This window comes from Aquabacterium commune (genome assembly GCF_004362855.1).
In the GTDB taxonomy this organism is placed as follows: Bacteria; Pseudomonadota; Gammaproteobacteria; order Burkholderiales; family Burkholderiaceae_C; genus Aquabacterium; species Aquabacterium commune.
Genome location: NZ_SNXW01000005.1, coordinates 212,491 through 229,714, shown reverse-complemented (window position 1 = coordinate 229,714; position 17,224 = coordinate 212,491). Strand labels below are relative to the sequence as shown.

Genomic DNA, 17,224 nt, shown 5'->3' with positions numbered 1-17,224 from the left:
CGCTGACGAGGTGATTGCAACGCACCCACGCCCTCACCAGCAAGCGTCGTGAAATATCACGGCCATTGGTACTTGCCACGATCTCGCTGACGGAGCTCTGCTGGACGATCCGTTCACCCCCTACCTAGAATGAAGCAGGGTTTGAGGTTCAAATCCTTCACCGAAACATCAAATGGGGAATCACTTGAACACCAAGTACAGCTTCGCGCTGGGCGTGATCGCGTCCACGCTCGCCTTCTCGGCAAACGCAGCGACCTACTACGTCAACGCCAAAGGGGGTGACGACAGATTCAACGGCACAAGCACCCTGTTCCCCTTCAAGACAATTGCCAAAGTCAACATCACGGCAAAAGCTGGCGACACCGTCAACTTCTCGCGTGGCGGTGTCTGGGGTGAAAAGCTCGTTGCGACCTCCGGTGTGACGTACCAAGACTACGCCACCGGCGCCAAACCCATCATCACAGGTGCACGCGCCCTTGGCGGATTGAACTGGACCCTGGAGGGCAACGGCATCTACGTGGCCGACACATCGTCTTTGGGTGGAGCAACCATCACCCAACTCATGTACCGGGGCAGCCGGCTGTACCGTGCTCGCCACCCCAACGTGGACCGGCAATACCTGCGCACATCGGCGAGCACGCCGCCCGAAACCTACCGTGATCAGCTCTTCCCCTCCGCCAACGACGTGCCTGCCGGCATCAACGTCACTGGCGCGACGGCTCGCGTTCTCACGCAGTCCTATGACTTGGCAGATTACGAGGTCATCGGCAGCGCCAGCAGCGGCGCGCAGCTGGCGCTGAAGCGTGCCACGCTGGAACCCAGGGCACCGTCCGCCCAGCCTTACAACTGGGTGATACAGCCCAACATGCCCTACTGGCTTGAGAACCAGAAATGGATGCTGGACGCTGAAAACGAGTGGTATCACGACGTCCTGGCGAACAAGCTGTACCTGAAGCTGCCAGGCAGCATCAAACCCAACGGTCTGGACATCACGGGCTCGGTCCAGAATGCTGGCATCGAGTGCACTCAGTGCACCAATGTGACCCTGCGCAACCTGGAGGTGCGGGAGACCTCCGGCGAAGGCATCTACTTTGCGAAGAGCAGCGGGATTGTGATCCAAGGCGTTGATGTGTATCGCGCTGGCACGCGTGGCATGGCTCTGCCTGGCACAAGCAACAGCGCCATCACAGGTGCCGTGATCGCTGACACATTGCGAGAAGGCATCTGGATGGGCAACTCCCACTTCAATGAAACCATGCCGGGTCGCGCTGTCAGTGTCACCGGCAGCACCGTCAGCAATGCTGGACGCACACTCTACGCACTGGCAGCGATTCAGGCTGGCTTTGCCAACACGATCCAGAACAACACCATCGTCCGCTCCAGCTATCTGGGCATCCTCGGTGAGCAAGACTCCACCATCTCCGGCAACTACGTCGAATCCAGCTGCGTGGACTTCACAGACTGCGGCGCCATCTACCTGACCAACGCGAACCAGCGTTATGGGGTCAGGGATGGCTATGCATTGAATGCCAAGGTCCTCAACAACGTGATCAACAAAACAGGCGGCGGCCTGTTCGGCGGCGGGACAGGCATCTACCTCGACGGGTTCTCCAGAGGCGTGCTCGTCCAAGGCAACTTCATCACAAACACCGATGGGGCATTTTTGCTGAGCTCACCCCGCGATGTGAACCTGAGCAATAACGTTGTGGTCAACAACCGCGGATCGGATGTTTTCTTGAGCTCCGCCTTGAACAATGGCGCTGCTGCGGTGTGCACAGACTATCCAGCCTTGGGCTGCACCAGCAACGCCAGCTACCTGAGCAACAACACCGTGCAGGGCAACACGTTCGTGAACAAAGCCGGGGAGGGCATCGTGATGTTCCGCAACCCGGATCAAGTCACGCGCGCTTCGGTTGATTTCGCCAAGTTCAGCAACAACCGATACGTCATGCAGAACGGGGCCAACTTCGTCTCGGACCTCTCGGAACACATCCATGGTCGCTCATTGGACATGTGGCAGGCCTTGGGCCAGGACGTTGGCTCCACGCTCAAGCGCTATCAACCCACATTGCCGGTGGCTGCCAATGCCAGCAACCTCCTGAGCAACGGTGGATTTGATGCGAACTATGACCTGTGGCTTGCAGAGCAGCTGGGCACGATCAACTTCAACACGGTGCCTTGCGCCACCACCCGGTGTCTGAGCGTTCAGCCGCTGGACACGGCGCAAGCAGCCAAGAATGGTCGCAAGCAGGTCTCGGTGTACACCTACGATGCAGCGCTCGGTAGCATCCCCACGGGAAAATCTTACGTACTGAGTTTCGATGCTCGGGCGACCGAAAGCGATGTCCCGCTGAGCGCTCATCTGATGAACGTGGCTGCATTGGCCTCGGTCGCAGATGCCGCCACGATCGACACGCAGTGGAAGAGCTACCGGATGACCCTCAAGCGCCTTGACTACCTGGCGCAGCCCGGTCGTTTGACGTTCAATTTTGAAATCTCGGCCGGTCAAACCTTGTACCTCGACAACGTCAAGCTGATCGCGGCAGACACGACGACCCTCAATGCCGACACCGTGCGGACCTTGATCAACCCTGGGGCCACCCCAGTGAGCATGAGCTGCCCAGCTTCGACCCCTGCGTTGTGCAGCAAATATGTCAATTTGCGCAACAACATGAGCGTCAGCTTCCCGATCAATGTCCCTGCTCGCAGCGCGGTGGCGGTGGGTCTGCCTTTGTGACACGGTCGTCGATTGAATCGACTTCCATCATCTGCAGGCGCCACCAGCTTGACTGTTCTCACGGTGTGGTTCGCGCAAAGCGTGAATTGAGGTCAAGCTCAGCCGTTCATTCAGGGCATGCCTGACGATCGGGCACCCCACAATTCCAGCATCTGGCATTGTGGGGTTTCCCATGGATTCGTTTTTCTGGACCGCCGGTCCGGACTTTGACCGCAACCTGTTGCTGTACGGCGAGCACGATCCGTGGCTGGTCCTGCTCTCCGTGTGCGTGGCCATGTTCGCTTCGACCATGGCCATGCAGGCCGCCGTCCAGGCGCGCAACATCCCCCAGGCCCGCCTGCGCAACACCACCTTGCTGGCGGGCAGCCTGGCGCTGGGTTGTGGCGTCTGGGCCATGCACTTCATCGGCATGCTGGCCTTCCGCCTGTGCACCCAGGTGTCTTACGAGACAGGCGCCACGACGCTCTCGGTGCTGCCCAGCATGGGTGCGTCCTGGATCGCCTTGCGCCTGCTCAGCCAGGACCGGGTCACGGCGCGCGAGCTGCTGGTCTCCGGGGTGCTGATGGGTGCCGGCATCGGCGCCATGCACTACGCCGGCATGGCCGCCATGCGCATGGCGCCGGTGCTGCGCTACGACCCCTGGATGTTCGCCCTGTCCATCGTGGTGGCGGTGGCGCTGGCCGTGCTCGCGCTGTGGGTGCGTTTCGGCCTGGCCACGCGCTTTGCACGCCGCAGCGGGCTGCCGCAAACCACGGTGGCCGGCGCCGTCATGGGCCTGGCCATCGCCGGCATGCACTACACCGGCATGGCCGCGGCGCGCTTCATCGGCAGGCCCACCGCCGAGTTCGACATGGCACCGGCCAACCAGGTGCCGCTGGCCCTGTCCATCACCCTGGTGACACTGGTCATCAGCGTGATGGTGGCCGCGGCCATCGGCCTGGTGCGCTACCGCCGCCTGCTGGAAATCAACCAGGCCAAGGAAGCCCGCCTGCGCGCCATCGCCGACACCTCCATCGACGGCATCATCGTTTTCGACGAGCACGGCACCGTCCACGAATTCAACGCCGGGGCCGCGCGCATTTTCGGCCGCTCCGCCTACAGCCTGATCGGCCAGAGCGTCGCCGAGATCATGGTGGAGCCCTACCGCAGCCAGGCCTTGGCGTCTTTCCCTGCCTTCCTGGCCTCGATCCGTCACGCGATGGGCACCACGCTGTCCATCCACTGCTTCCACAGCGATGGGCGCAGCATCCCCATCGAGCTGGTGGTCGGTCGCACGGCACGGCTGGAGGAGCAGATGTACGTGGCCTTCGTGGCCGACGTCAGCGAGCAGCAGCGCATGGAGCGCGCCCTGCGCGACAGCGAGGCCCAGTTCCGCTCGCTCATCGGCAACATCCCGGGCATTTCCTACCGCTGCCGCATGGCGCCCGGCTGGCCCATGGTCTTCGTCAGCGACGCGGCCGAGCGGCTCACGGGCTGGCCCAGCAGCGCCTTCATGGGCTCGCCGCCGGAGGTCAGCTTTGCCGACCTGGTCTCGCCCGAAGAGGCCCAGCGCATCGGGCGCATCGTCAAGCAAGCGGCCGAGACCGAACAGCAGTTCGTGCTGGAGTTCCAGCTGCGCACCCGCGGCGGCAGCGTGCGCTGGATGTGGGGCAATGGCAGCCTGGTGCGCGCGGCCGACCACAGCGTGAAGTGGATCGATGGCGTTTTGCTGGACATCACCGAGCGGCGCCAGATGGAAGACGACCTGGTGCTGGCCAAGGAGCGCGCCGAGGCCGCCGCCCAGGCCCGCAGCACCTTCCTGGCCAACATGAGCCACGAGATCCGCACGCCCATGAACGCCATCCTGGGCTTCACCGAGGTGGTGCTGGGCGGCGAGTTGCAGGGCGCCCAGCGCAAGCACCTGGAGACGGTGCACAAGTCGGCGCGCAGCCTGCTGCACCTGCTCAACGACATCCTCGACACCTCCAAGCTGGACCGCGGCGCACTGACGCTGGAGTCGCTGGACTTCTCCCTGGGCGACCTGACGCAACAGCTGTGCGCCGAGCAGTCGATCCAGGCGGGCCGCAAGGAACTGGTGCTGCGCTGTGACATGCACGAGGCGGTGGGCGACATGGTGCAAGGCGACCCGCACCGCCTGCGCCAGATCCTGCTCAACCTGCTGGGCAACGCCATCAAGTTCACCGAACAAGGCGAGGTGGTGCTGGCCGCCACACGCCAGGGCCACATCGTGCACTTCACGGTGCGCGACACCGGCATCGGCATCGCCCCGGACCGCCTGGACACCATCTTCGAGGCCTTCACGCAGGCCGATGCGTCCATGAGCCGGCGCTTCGGCGGCACCGGTCTGGGCACCACCATCAGCAAACAATTGACCGAGCTGATGGGCGGGCGCATCTGGGTGACCAGCACCGTGGGCGAAGGCAGCACCTTCCACGTGTCCCTGCCGCTGCCCGCCAGCCAGGCCGTGCGGACCGAAGCGCGCCGCCATGCAAGCGCCGTGCACCTGCCACCGCTGCACATGCTGGTGGTCGATGACGTGCCGCAGAACACCGAATTGCTCAAGGTCGTGCTCGGCCGCCAGGGCCACACCCTGACGGTGGCCAGCAACGGCCAGGAGGCCGTGGACCGCTTCGGCGAACAGGTGTTCGATGTCGTCCTCATGGACGTGCAGATGCCGGTGATGGACGGGCTGAGCGCCTGCCGCGCCATCCGCCAGCTGGAAGCCCAGCGCGGTCGCGGTCGCACCCCGGTGATCGCCCTGTCGGCCAGCGTGCAGGAAGAAGACCGCCAGGCCGCGGTGGACGCCGGCATGGACGGCTTCGCCCACAAGCCCCTGGACCTGCCCGCGCTGGCGCTGGAAATCAGCCGCGTGACGGGTGTGGCGCCACTGCCCGCCCCGCCGGGCGAGGCCACCGACGCAGCGAGCGACACCGACGCAACGCACACCCCGGTGGGCACCCGCCACGATGGCGGCCAGGCCCTGCTGGTGGACGTCCAGCAGGGACTGGCCCGCTGGGGCGATGTCCAGCCCTACCACCAGGCGCTGCGCCGATTCGCGCAGGAGCAGGCCCGCTGGCTGGACGCCCCCGAGCACCAGCCAGCGCCCGACACCCCCGCCCAGGCCCAAGCCACCGCCCACCGCCTGCAAGGCGCGGCCGCCAACCTGGGCCTCGTGGCGCTGGCCCAGGCCGCGCGGCACGTCGAGCGCTGCGACGCCGACACGCCCTCCACCCAGCGTGGCCAGGCCTGGCGCCAACTGCGCCAAGTGCTGCGCGACACCCTGGGCGCCGTGCACGACACCATGCCCGCCGAACTGCACACACCCGCCAACGGCGATGCCGCCACCTCGGACCCCCAGCAACCCGCCACCGCCGACCCCGCCCTGGTCCAGCTCTGGACGCACCAGGCCGAACGCCTGCGCCAGGCCTTCCAGCGCGGCGAGTGCCTGGAGCCCCTGTTCGGTCAGTTCTGCGATGCGGTGCGGCCCCATGCCAGAGGCCAGGCCCTGCGCACCCTGCAAGCCCTGGCTCAGGCCAGCGACGACTTCGATTTCGAAGGCGCCGTCGCCGCCCTCGACCGCCTCACCTCCCACCTGACGACCCGCAGGAGCGAAGATGCCGTACTCTGACCGCGAGGTCCGCCCCACCCTGCTCATCGTCGATGACGAGCCCACCAACCTGCAGGTGCTGCGCCAGATCCTGCAGGCCGACTACCGCCTGCTGTTCGCCCGCGACGGCCACAAGGCCCTCGAGCTCGCGGGCTCCGAGCGACCGGACCTGATCCTGCTGGACGTGATGATGCCGGGCATGACCGGCCACGAGGCCTGCGCAGCGCTCAAGGGCCACCCCGACACGCGCAGCATCCCCGTGATCTTCGTGACCGCGCTGGCCGAGACCGACAACGAGGCGCTGGGCTTCGAGCTGGGCGCGGTGGACTACATCGTCAAGCCCGTCAGCCCGCCCATCGTCAAGGCCCGCGTGCGCAACCACCTCTCGCTGGTGCGCATGGACGAGCTGATCGAGTCGCGCATGCAGATCATCGAGCGCCTGGGGCGCGCCGCCGAGTACAAGGACAACGAGACCGGCCTGCACGTCATCCGCATGAGCCACTACGCGCAAACGCTGGCCCTGGCCGCCGGCTGGTCACCCGCCGCCGCCCAAGAGCTGCTGACCGCCGCGCCCATGCACGACATCGGCAAGATCGGCATCCCCGACCACATCCTGCGCAAGAACGGGCCGCTGTCGCCGGAGGAGTGGGACGTCATGCGCACCCACCCGCGCATCGGCGCCGACATCATCGGCGAGCACCCCTCGTCCATGCTGCGCCTGGCCCGCGAGATCGCGCTGCACCACCACGAGAAATGGGACGGCACGGGCTACCCGCACAAGCTGCAGGGCGAGGACATCCCGCTGGCGGCGCGCATCGTGAGCATCGCCGACGTGTTCGACGCCCTGACCACCGCCCGCCCTTACAAGCACGCCTGGACGGTCGAAGACGCGGTGGCCCAGCTGCAGAAAGACCGGGGCGGCCACTTCGACGCGCACCTGGTCGATCTGTTCGTTGCGGCGCTGCCGGAGATCCTGGAGATCCGCGAGCGCTGGAAGGAGTGAGGCCGGCCCCAGGGCTCAGGCAGCAGCATTCAGGCAGCTTTTTCCTGGCGGCGCTCCGCCACCACCGGCATGGCGTTGAGCACCGCGTGGTCCAGCGGCATGCTCAGGATGAGCTGGGTGCCTTGCCCCGGCTCGCTGCGGATCTGCAACCAGCCGCCATGCTGACCCGCACACGCCCGCATGCCCGCCACACCGTGGGCATCGAAACGCTCGAAGGCGCTGGGCGGCGCACCGCGGCCGTTGTCCTTGACCAGCAGCGTCAGGTCACCCGGCTTGGCACACACCCGGATGAGCACCTCGGTGGCCTGCGCGTGGCGCGCCACATTGGTGAGCATTTCCTGGAAGATGCCGCAAATGGCGTCTGCGTGGGCACCCTGCGGCGCGCCCACACCGGGGTCGATGTCGATGGACGCCACGCAACGCAAGCCGCTGCGCTCGGTGAAATCCTGCACCTGCCACGCCAGGGCGGCCCACATGCCCTGCTGTGCCAGCAGCGACAGATGTCCGGTGGGCGGCGCGATCGGGTGGGCAGAAGGGGGGTGCGAGGCCATGGCAAGCGGGGCGTTGCAAGCGCCGTGCCACAGCCGCCCCGATCAGCCTGACCCGCCAGCGTCAGCCAGCGCTCAGCGCGCCCAGGCCTGCTTCAGCGCCTCGCCCAGAGCGTCGTGCGCCTGGGCGGCCTCGGGCAGGAAGCGGCCCATGTTGATGAAGTCGTGGATGACGCCCGGCCATTCGCGCAGCACCACCGGCACACCGGCTTCGCGCAGGCGCGCGGCGTAGAGGTGGCCCTCGTCGGTGAGCGGGTCGCACTGCGCCAGCCCGATCCAGGCGGGCGCCACGCCGGTGTGGCTGGGCGCATGCAGGGGCTCGCGGTGCCAACGCTCGCGCTGTGCACCACCCTGGGTCTGCTTTTCAAACCAGTGCATCAGGTCCCAGCTCAGCAAGGTGGAGCGCGAATACGCCATCAGCGATTCGGTTTTCATGCCGAGCTGCACCGAGGGATAGAACAGGGCCTGCAGCACCAGCGGGATGCCTGCGTCACGCGCCATCAGCGCGGTCGATGCGGCCAGCGTGCCGCCCGCGCTGTCGCCGCCCACGGCCATGCGGCTGGCGTCCAGGCCGCGGGTGTGGCCCTGCGCGGCCAACCACTGCAGGGCGGCGAAGCTGTCGTCCAGGCCGGCGGGGAATTTGTGCTCGGGCGCCAGGCGGTAGTCGATGGCCACCACCGCGCCGCCGCTGCGCTGCGCCAGCACGGTGCACATGGCCTCGCAGGTGTCGATGCCGCCGATCACGAAACCACCGCCGTGCAGGTAGAGGAACACCGGCATGTCGGGCGCCTGGCTGGCGGCCCACAGGCGCGCCGGGATCTGTCCGGCCGGGCCGGGGATGTGGAAGTCCTCGACCCGCGCCATGGGCAAGGGCGGCAAGGCCGTGGCGCCCACGCCCAGGCTGTAAGAGCGCCGCGCTTGCGCCAGCGGTTGTTCGTGGATGGGCGGAAATCCAGCGCGTTTGACGCTGTCCAGCAAAGCCTGGGTGGCCGAGGAAAACACCGAGGGGCCGCCGTTGGCGGGGTCCGGGCCGGGCATCGAGGTCATGCGTGTCTCCGTGTGGGGTCGTGGTGAGAGCGTGGTGGGGGGCGTGATGAGGGCGTGGTGCTGCTCATGGCGCGGTGCCGCTCATGGCGCGGTGACGCGGATCTCCAGTTGCTCCGACTGGCTGCTCTCCACATCCCGCGTGGACAGCGTACCGGATTGCGAGCGCTGCTCGCGCCCACCGTTGCGCGCCACCACCACCCACTCGCCCAGGGGCACGCTCACGGTGCTGGCCAGCTCGGTGCGGCGGGTCTGGCCATCGGGGTCGAGCTGGCCGCCATAGGCCGAGCCGGGCTGCACCGGCTGGCGCGACTGCGCCTCGATGTCCACCACCACGTCGCGCCCACCCGACCAGCGCGGCGTGACGTGGATGCCCTCGCCGACGTCGATCCAGACCGTCTGCGGCAGGGCCATGAGCCCCGGGCTGAAGACGAGCTGCCAGGCCGTGACCGATTGCGAGCGGCCCATGTACAGGCGCGCCCGCCCGCCGTTGAGCACCATCACCTGCTGGACGCTGCTGCCCTGGGACTCGGTGCGCACCGTGCCCGCCGTGATGCCCGCCTGTCCGATGACGCCGCGGCGGCTGTCGATGATGACGCGGCCCACCTCGATGCCCGCCTGGCGTTGCGTGCTGGCGCCCTGGCCACCCACCCGCCATTCGACCAGCAGGTTGCGCTGCGGCAGGCCATCGCGCGGGCCGGCGTGGACCATCCCGCTCAGCCCCAGCCACACCGCCATCCCGCCCACCGCCAAGCCGGCCCTTGCCGCGGCCACCCATGTTGTCATCTGCCACCTCCTGGGGGCGCACCACGCGCCCGCTGATGTGCCGATGTTCGCTCAGTGTGTGCCCGCCGTGCACGGCCACCGCCTGCGCAAAAGCGTGCAACAAGCACGCTCCTGGCCTGCATTTCCACCTGTCAAAAAAGTCTGGCATCGGCGAAGCTCTTGCCAAGACCCAACAGGTCGAAGAACGTTCACTCTGCCACGCAAACTGCGCCTGCCTGCGCCGTGGTGGTGATTCAATTGCTTTGCATCGGATTGGAGGCCGTCACATGCAGCTCGAAGCCCTGTTCAAACAACCCCAGGCCCTGCCGGCCATCCCCAAGATCGTCCATGAGCTGATCGACAGCTTCAACAACCAGGACGTCTCCATCGACGACATCGCCAAGAAGCTGGCGGCGGACCCGGTGCTGTCGGCCCGCCTGCTGCGCCTGGCCAACTCGGCCTACTACCATGTGTCGCGCAGCATCGGCACCGTCAACGAGGCGCTGTCCATGCTGGGCTTCGTCACGGTGCGCACGCTGGTGATCAGCTCCGGCCTGACCGGCGGCTACAAGTCCATGCCGGGCATGGACCTCAGCAAGTTCTGGCGCTACAGCCTGCACACCGCCGCGGTGGCCGGCTGGGTGGCCAAGAAAACCGGCGTCAACGGCGACCAGGCCTTCACCGTGGCCCTGATGCACGCCATCGGCCAGCTGGTGATGCACGCCGCCATGCCTGAGCAGATGCTGCAGGTGGACAAGCTGGCCTCGCCGCTGGACTGCCGCCGCCTGGACATGGAGACCACCTCGTTTGGCTACAACTTCTCGGCCGTCGGTGCCGAGCTGGCCCGCCAGTGGCGCTTCCCCGTGAGCTTCGCCCAGGCGATCGCCCACTACCCCGAGCCCCTGGCCCACGAGCCCTTCGACCCGGTGGCCGCCGTGATCCACATCGCGGCCTGGCGCGCCCGTGCCGAGCACAACGGCCTGCAAGCCGCCGAGATGGCCGCCACCGTGCCCGCCGATGTCTGCAAGAAGCTGGGCCTGGCGCCCGAGACCTTGCTCACCGAGATGCCGCCCCTGTCCGAGCTGTCGGAAGGGCTGGAGTCGATGCTGGGCTGATCGCCGTCAGATCGCCAGCGGGTCCACGTCCACCGCCCAGCGGATCAAACCGCTGCGGCGGTGTTGTTGTGCCTGGGCCAGCCACACCGCCTGCGCTTCGCTCAGAAACCGCTGCAGCACGGCGCGCTGGCCGCACTCGATCATGAGCTGCGCCCGCTCGACGTTGGCCACGCGCTGCACCGGCGTGGGCACGGCCGGGTAGAGCATCAGGCCGGCGGCCTCGGGCGTTTGCGCCACCAGGTCCTGCACCGCGGACGCCGCGGCCTCCAGGAAGCCCTGCGCGGCTTCTTGCGTTTTGCCCTCGGCGCGCAGCATGGCCAGGCTGGCGTAAGGCGGCAGGCCGGCCATCTGGCGCTCCTGCAACTGCCGCGTCGCAAAAGAAGCGAAGTCGTAGCGCTGCAGCGCCTGGTAAAGCGGGTGGGTGGCGTGCCAGGTCTGGACCCACATCTCGCTGTGGCCGGCCACGTCGGCGTCGCGCCCGGCGCGTCCCGCGGCCTGCAGCAAGAGCGCGAACTGGCGCTCGGCCGCGCGGAAATCGCTGGCGAAGAGCGCGGCGTCCGGGTTCACCGCCGCCACCAGGGTGATGCGGCGGAAGTCGTGCCCCTTGGCCACCATCTGCGTGCCCACCAGCACGTCCACCTCGCCGGCGTGCACGCTGGCCAGCTGCGCTTCCAGCGCGCCCTTGAGCTTGGTGACGTCGGCGTCGATGCGGCCCACGCGGGCGCCGGGCAGGGCCGCGGCGAGCTGCTCTTCCAGGCGCTCGGTGCCGCGGCCCACGGGCTGGATGTCCTGGTTACCGCAGTCCGGGCAAGCACGCGGCACGCGCTCCGAGAAGCCGCAATGGTGGCAGCGCAGGGTGCGGTCGGCCTTGTGGAAGACGCGCCAGGCGCTGCAGTGCGGGCAGCCGCTCTTCCAGCCGCAGTCGCTGCAATGCAGCACAGGCGCGTAGCCGCGGCGGTTGAGCAGCACCAGGCTTTGCTCGCCCCGCTCGACGCGCTGGGCGATGGCGTCCAGCAAGGGGCGCGACAGGGGCGGCGGCTCCTGCCCCATGGTGGCCTTGAGCACGTGGTTCTGGTCCAGCAGGCGCACGCGCGGCATGTCGCCACCGCCGATGCGCTCGGGCATGTCCAGGCGCAGGTAACGGCCACTGCCGCCCTCGGCCACGGGCAGGGCGTTGTGCCAGCTCTCCAGGCTGGGCGTGGCCGAGCCCAACATCACCGGCACCTTCTCCAGGTGAGCGCGATAGACCGCCAGGTCGCGGGCGGAGTAGCGCGCGCCATCCTGCTGCTTGTAGCTGGGGTCGTGCTCCTCGTCGACGACGATCAGGCCCAGGCGCGGCAGCGGCGTGAACACCGACAGGCGCGTGCCCAGCACCAGGTCGGCGTGGCCCTGCAGCGCCATCACCCAGTTGCGCAGGCGCTGGGCCGGCGTCAGGCCGCTGTGCAGCGAGACGATGCGCCGGCCGGCGAAGCGCTCGGCCACGCGGGCCTCCAACTGCGGCGTCAGGTTGATCTCCGGCACCATCATCAGCACCTGCTGGCCGGCATCGAGCGCCTCCTGGGCACGGCGCAGATAAACCTCGGTCTTGCCGCTGCCGGTGCTGCCCCACAGCAGGAAGGGCCGGGCGCCGCCCGCCGCCAGCGCACTCAGCGCCAGGGCCTGCTGCGCGCTGAGTTCAGGCAAGGGGGCGCCGGTGCTGTCACCTGCAGCTGTCGCGGCAACGGTCGCCACAGGGGCCGCCACAGGGGCCGTCGCCAAGGCCTTGTCCAGGCGCTTGAGGCGGCGCTGCAGCTGCACCGCGTCCAGCTGGCGCAGCTCGGGCGGCAACACCATCAGCGCCATCTCGCCCAGCCCGCGTTGGTAGTAGGCCGCGGCAAAAGCAACCAGCTGGCGCCACGCGGACGGCAGGGCGGGCAGGCCGTCCAGCACCTCGATGACGGCCTTGAGGTCCTCGGTGGCCCGCACCGGCACCTCGCCCGACGGCGGCAGCACCGCCCAGACCACGCCCGTCACCACCCGGCGCCCCAGGGGCACCCGCACCAGCGTGCCCGGCGGCAAGGGGGTGGCGCTGAGGTAGTCGAGCACCCCCAGCAGGCCGCTGTGCTGCGGCGCTTCCACCACAACACCCAGGCGCACGGCGGCTTCGTCAAGGCGGAGATCGGCGGGCGTCATGCGGGGCGGAATGTCGGAAGAATTCTGACAAAAGCGTGAAGAGGATGGGCCAAGTGCTTGATTTTCTGAGGGGTCACCCTTATCCACGGGGTCTGTGGATAACTTTGTGGGAAAGCTTTGTAAACGCTCGCTAAATGCTTGTCACGTCGTCGTTTGGGTCAGATTGCCTCAGAAAGAGGCAGCGCGATCGGCTCTATGTGAATCAATGACTTAGCGGTGGTTTGCGTGCATCACACCGCCCTCGCCCGCGCGCCCCAGGGCAGTGCGGTGGATCGCCCCTCGGTGGGGATAAGTGCGACGCGAGTCATCAAAATCAAGGGTTTTCCCTAGTTGCTCAGCGCCCTACACGGTTTGTCAGCGTCCGTGAACCAGTTCACGGATCGCAGTCATTCGCGAAATGTCCCCCACTCGTGTGCCAGACATGCGCCAGGGCCCTCCGCGTGGCCAAAACACCGCAGTGCGCGCCGCAATTGTGCGCCGGATCGGCCCGGAATCTGGCGCAGCACCACCCCCGCTTTCAGGCCCGACTTGGCGTCGTTACCAAACGCAGCACTGGAACTGCCCCCTCTAAGCCCTTGATTCACAAAGCCTGATCCCTTTGGACCCATCTGTGGATAACTTTGTGGGGAACCTCGGGGACTTCTGAGAGCGCCAAGCAGGCCCCGGGATTTCCCCTGAAAGATCAAGCGGCGTCGCATTTTCATATTTGCCAATCAAATCAATGACTTACATCAGAGCCTCTGGCGCTCACAGGGGGTTGACAAGGGCACAAAACTGCAATCCACCGCACGCTTCTTTTTGGGGATAACTGCCCCAGGCTGGCGCATGTTTCGGCCCGATCCACCTGCGCAAAACCTGACGTGGTGAGGACCCCGCGTCATCTGACGACAAAATGAGCCACATGCCGTCCCTTGAGCGGGGGTGTCCGCGCACGGCAGGCCGCGACGGCCACACGCAAAGGCTGACGCTCGGGTTATGCTAGAGCGCGCGTGGTGCCCAGACACACAAGCAGGCTCACCTGCTGGCCTGAACAACGCGCGTCACAAATCCACCCAGACCCTAGCGAGACAAACCATGAGCTTCTCGATCGAATCCAAACTCGGCGACCTGCTGGACAACGAAACCACCAAGGCCATCCTGGAAAAGCACCTGCCCGGCATCTCGACCCACCCGCAAATCGCCATGGGCAAGGGCTTCGCCCTGTCGATGGTCGCCAAGTTCTCCGGCGGCCTGATCACCGACGATCTGCTGCAGAAGGTCAACGCCGAGCTGTCCGCGCTGTGATCTGACCTGTGTCCGCTGCAGGCAACTGCAGCACGCACCCGTCAAAAAGCCTCCCCGGCAACTTGCCGCAGGGAGGCTTTTTCTTGGGCGTGTGCGTTGGGAGGCGCCCAGGAGCGCCTCAGGCCATCACGGCCACATTTCGGTGGGCTGGGTGCAGTCGGGCGACGAAGGGTTCACGTCGCAACGGATGCGCTTGATGATCTTCAGCCCCTTCTTGTCGTAGAAGCCCTTGTCGGCCATGTCGATGCGGCCGTCGCGCATGAGGTTGACGTAGCGCTCGGCGTCGGCCTCGGACGGGTCCATCCAGAACTTGGCCGGGATGGTCGCATCGGCGCGGCGGGTCAGCTCGACGATCTGGTCGAAGCGGCTCAACCAGGCTTCGCGCGACTTCTGGCCGTAGCCTTCGGGGAACTTGTCCCGCTTGAAGATCATCTGGTAGGTCAGGATGGTCAGGGGGAAGCGGTGCACCGCACCCTTGCTGCCCATGCCCTTGTGCAGCTCCAGCGGCTTGTAGGCAATGGACGGGGCCATGACCACATCGACGTTGCCGTTGTTGAACATGGTGCCGAAGTTCATGACGTCGGCGGACACGGGGCGCGCGCCCACACGCTGGATGAGCTGGGCCTGGGCCTTGTCGTGGTCGAAAGCGGCCACGCGCTTGCCGCTGGCGGCTTCCAGGTTGCTGATGCTGCGGTCGTTGACGAAGGCGTAAGCCGCGCCCAGCGGCGCGATGCCACCCACTTCGTAGGCACCTTGCACCATCAGCGGCGCGGCCTTCGGCGAGGCGAAGGTCTGCACCGTCTTGCGCACGACCTCGATGCTCGCGGCCATGTCGAGCTTGCCCTTGCGCACCACGGTGGAGGCGCCCACCGAGTCGATGGCGGCGGTCAGGGCGTTGAAGGCGCGGGTGCGCAGGGCGGTGGCCATGACGGCGTCGCACTGGCCGGTGCGGAAGTCTTCCACCGCCACGCGTTCGTCGATGTAAACCTTGAGCTCGATGTCGGCGCCGTGCTTTTGCATCTCCAGGGCGTAGTCTTTGGCGGTGTTGTAGCCGTCGCCGCTGGTGCCGAGGATGTCGAACACGCAGATCTTCTGCTTGGCCAGGGCCATCGGGCTGGCGGCCACCATCGCGGCCAGAGCGGCCGCTTTCCAGGTCGAGTGCATGGGATGTGTCTCCTGTCGTTGTACCGCGGTGCGTGGGCCCTTGACGCAAAGGTCAGGCACGCGCATCCAAGCGGCACAGCATAGGGGGCGATCGCTCGGCGGTCGCACTGCGCTGCGGGTAAGCCCGGGGTCGCCACCCTCACCCAGGTGGAACAAATGGCGTCATATCCAGCCCACGCAGCGCGGTGCACCGCACAGGCAGCGCAGGCGACCTGCGTGGTGGGTCGGGCCGTAGCGCGCGGTGAGCTCCTCGCCCTCGGCGATGTCGCGCAGCGCGTAAAAAGCGACGCGGCCTTGCTGCACCTTGAGCACCATGTTGGGCGCGCAGGCGTGGTTGGCGAAACGCAGCGGGTCGGTGGACTGGGTGGCGTCCACGGCGCGGCGCTCCGAAATGGCGACCATGAAGATGCGGCCGGTGCTGCGCTCGGCGGCACGGGCGCGGGCGCGGGCTTCGGTCAGGTCGATGAACTCGCCGCGGATTTCACCGATCTTGCGGCGCGCAGGGATGGCCTCGGCAGCGAAGGCGCCCTGGCCGTCGATGGCGCTGGGGCCGACGCGGACCTGGAATTTCTGCGGGTCGGCGGGCAGGCGCCTGGCCGGTGGGGCCGGGACGGTGTCGTCGGCTGGCGGTGGCGTCAGGGGTTTCAGCGTGGGCATGGCGGCGAGCCTAACCGCAATCCTCAGGCGTCAGACCACTCCAGCACGCGCCAGCGTTCGGCGCGGCCGTCGAGCTCGACCCAGGCCAGCGCGGGGTCGTCGGCATCTTGCCGCATCTGGCAGTGGTGGGTCTGGCCTTCGCGCGCCGGCAGGGTCGAGCGCTCCACCGTCCAGCGGCCCTGCTCGCAACGGCCGAAGCTGAGCTCCTGGTCCAGCCAGTGCAGGGCCTGGTCGGGCCGGTGCATCATGGCCTCGGCCAGGGTGAGGCCCGGGCGCATGCCACGTGGCCAAGCGGTGGCCCGCAGCCGCGCACGCATGGCGTAGGCGCCCGCCACCAGCACGCGGCGGCCGTCGTCCTGCCCCTGGGCGTCGAGGCCGGCCAGGCAGCGGAAACGGCCCACCGAGTCGGGCAGGCGTTGCCAGAGCTCGGTGTCGTCGGCATGAACGCCGATGCGCATGAGGCGGTCGGGCGCGAGGAAAACGACCCAGGCGGCGTCAGGCGCCAGGCCCGGCGGTTGGTAGTCGGCCTGGCGCAACCAGGTGCACAGCTCGCCTTCGGGGTGGGCCTGCACCTGGGCACAGCCCACGTGGGCCTGCTGGTGGGTCAGCGCGGCGAGCTGGGCGGGGCTGAGGCCGTCGAGCGCGCGGGCTTCGCGCTGCTGCAGGGCGTCAGGGGGCACGCGCAGGTGGGCGTGCCATCGGCTGGTCTGGAGCCAGCGCGCCCAGGGGGCACCCTGTGCTGGGTCGGCCGCGTCAGCGTCGGCGGCATGGCCGGCTCGGGTCCAGACGCCACGGTAGTCGGGGGGCACCCCGGCGCTCGGCGTCATGGCTGGGCCGCGACCGCGGCGGCGGTCCGTGGGGGGGGTGGCGCGAAGGGCGTCGAGCCCGCCTGGCCTGGCTGCGTCGTCGTGTGCATGGCTGGCCTGTGCTGTCAGGCGTCCCTGGGGGCCGGGCGTGCACGGCAAGGCGCCGCCCGAATCGTTGCCCGCACTTTACACAGCGGCCAGGGCCTGGCACGACTCATCCGCGCCACATTCACCCCCTAGGTGCCATCGATTGGCACGCTTGGCACAGCGAGACGCCACCCACCCCTGGCGATGGCGGACATCTCCCACCCAGCGAAAACCC

Annotated in this window: 12 protein-coding genes; 5 read left to right on the top strand and 7 right to left on the bottom strand. The window is 67.5% G+C overall.

Features of this window, described 5'->3' with window-relative positions; genetic code table 11:
- Positions 1 to 184 precede the first annotated feature (184 nt).
- The 3 genes from EV672_RS10720 to EV672_RS10710 all read left to right on the top strand — a co-directional run bounded on the left by EV672_RS10720 (position 185) and on the right by EV672_RS10710 (position 7,347).
- Positions 185 to 2,737 carry a right-handed parallel beta-helix repeat-containing protein gene (locus EV672_RS10720; RefSeq protein WP_166643538.1) on the top strand — a complete coding sequence of 851 codons (2,553 nt, stop codon included), beginning with the start codon at positions 185 to 187 and terminating at the stop codon, positions 2,735 to 2,737.
- 172 nt (positions 2,738 to 2,909) lie between these two features.
- On the top strand, positions 2,910 to 6,365 hold the full coding sequence (locus EV672_RS10715; protein WP_133609034.1) for an MHYT domain-containing protein: 3,456 nt from the start codon (positions 2,910 to 2,912) through the stop codon (positions 6,363 to 6,365).
- A complete protein-coding gene (locus EV672_RS10710) occupies positions 6,352 to 7,347 on the top strand; it encodes an HD domain-containing phosphohydrolase (RefSeq protein ID WP_133609032.1) in 996 nt (331 codons plus the stop codon). Before EV672_RS10715 ends, EV672_RS10710 begins: the two co-directional genes overlap by 14 nt.
- Positions 7,348 to 7,376: 29 nt before the next feature.
- Here EV672_RS10710 and EV672_RS10705 read toward each other — a convergent pair whose 3' ends face one another.
- The 3 genes from EV672_RS10705 to EV672_RS10695 form a co-directional block, all read right to left on the bottom strand.
- Positions 7,377 to 7,898 carry a sensor histidine kinase gene (locus tag EV672_RS10705; protein ID WP_133609030.1) on the bottom strand — a complete coding sequence of 174 codons (522 nt, stop codon included), beginning with the start codon at positions 7,896 to 7,898 and terminating at the stop codon, positions 7,377 to 7,379.
- 72 nt (positions 7,899 to 7,970) lie between these two features.
- Positions 7,971 to 8,942: an alpha/beta hydrolase gene (locus EV672_RS10700; protein ID WP_243738627.1), complete on the bottom strand. Its 972-nt coding sequence runs from the start codon at positions 8,940 to 8,942 to the stop codon at positions 7,971 to 7,973.
- Between the two features lie 81 nt (positions 8,943 to 9,023).
- Complete coding sequence (locus tag EV672_RS10695) at positions 9,024 to 9,725, bottom strand: hypothetical protein (RefSeq protein ID WP_133609028.1); 702 nt, start codon at positions 9,723 to 9,725, stop codon at positions 9,024 to 9,026.
- A gap of 266 nt (positions 9,726 to 9,991) precedes the next feature.
- Between EV672_RS10695 and EV672_RS10690 the strand changes: the two genes are divergently transcribed.
- Positions 9,992 to 10,819, top strand: coding sequence for an HDOD domain-containing protein (locus EV672_RS10690; protein ID WP_133609026.1), 828 nt, complete (start codon positions 9,992 to 9,994; stop codon positions 10,817 to 10,819).
- Between the two features lie 6 nt (positions 10,820 to 10,825).
- On the opposite strand, the gene priA is transcribed toward EV672_RS10690, so the two are convergent.
- A complete protein-coding gene (priA, locus tag EV672_RS10685) occupies positions 10,826 to 12,991 on the bottom strand; it encodes a replication restart helicase PriA (protein ID WP_133609024.1) in 2,166 nt (721 codons plus the stop codon).
- A gap of 1,074 nt (positions 12,992 to 14,065) precedes the next feature.
- Between priA and EV672_RS10680 the strand changes: the two genes are divergently transcribed.
- The gene (locus EV672_RS10680) at positions 14,066 to 14,275 is read left to right on the top strand and encodes a hypothetical protein (RefSeq protein ID WP_133609022.1); all 210 of its coding nucleotides are present in this window, start codon (positions 14,066 to 14,068) and stop codon (positions 14,273 to 14,275) included.
- Between the two features lie 126 nt (positions 14,276 to 14,401).
- On the opposite strand, the gene EV672_RS10675 is transcribed toward EV672_RS10680, so the two are convergent.
- The 3 genes from EV672_RS10675 to EV672_RS10665 form a co-directional block, all read right to left on the bottom strand.
- Positions 14,402 to 15,439 (bottom strand): putative solute-binding protein, encoded by a 1,038-nt coding sequence (locus EV672_RS10675; protein WP_133609020.1) that lies wholly within the window; start codon positions 15,437 to 15,439, stop codon positions 14,402 to 14,404.
- Between the two features lie 162 nt (positions 15,440 to 15,601).
- The gene (locus EV672_RS10670; protein ID WP_133609018.1) at positions 15,602 to 16,096 is read right to left on the bottom strand and encodes an SET domain-containing protein; all 495 of its coding nucleotides are present in this window, start codon (positions 16,094 to 16,096) and stop codon (positions 15,602 to 15,604) included.
- Between the two features lie 23 nt (positions 16,097 to 16,119).
- Positions 16,120 to 16,923: a hypothetical protein gene (locus tag EV672_RS10665; RefSeq protein WP_133609016.1), complete on the bottom strand. Its 804-nt coding sequence runs from the start codon at positions 16,921 to 16,923 to the stop codon at positions 16,120 to 16,122.
- Between the last annotated feature and the right edge of the window lie 301 nt (positions 16,924 to 17,224).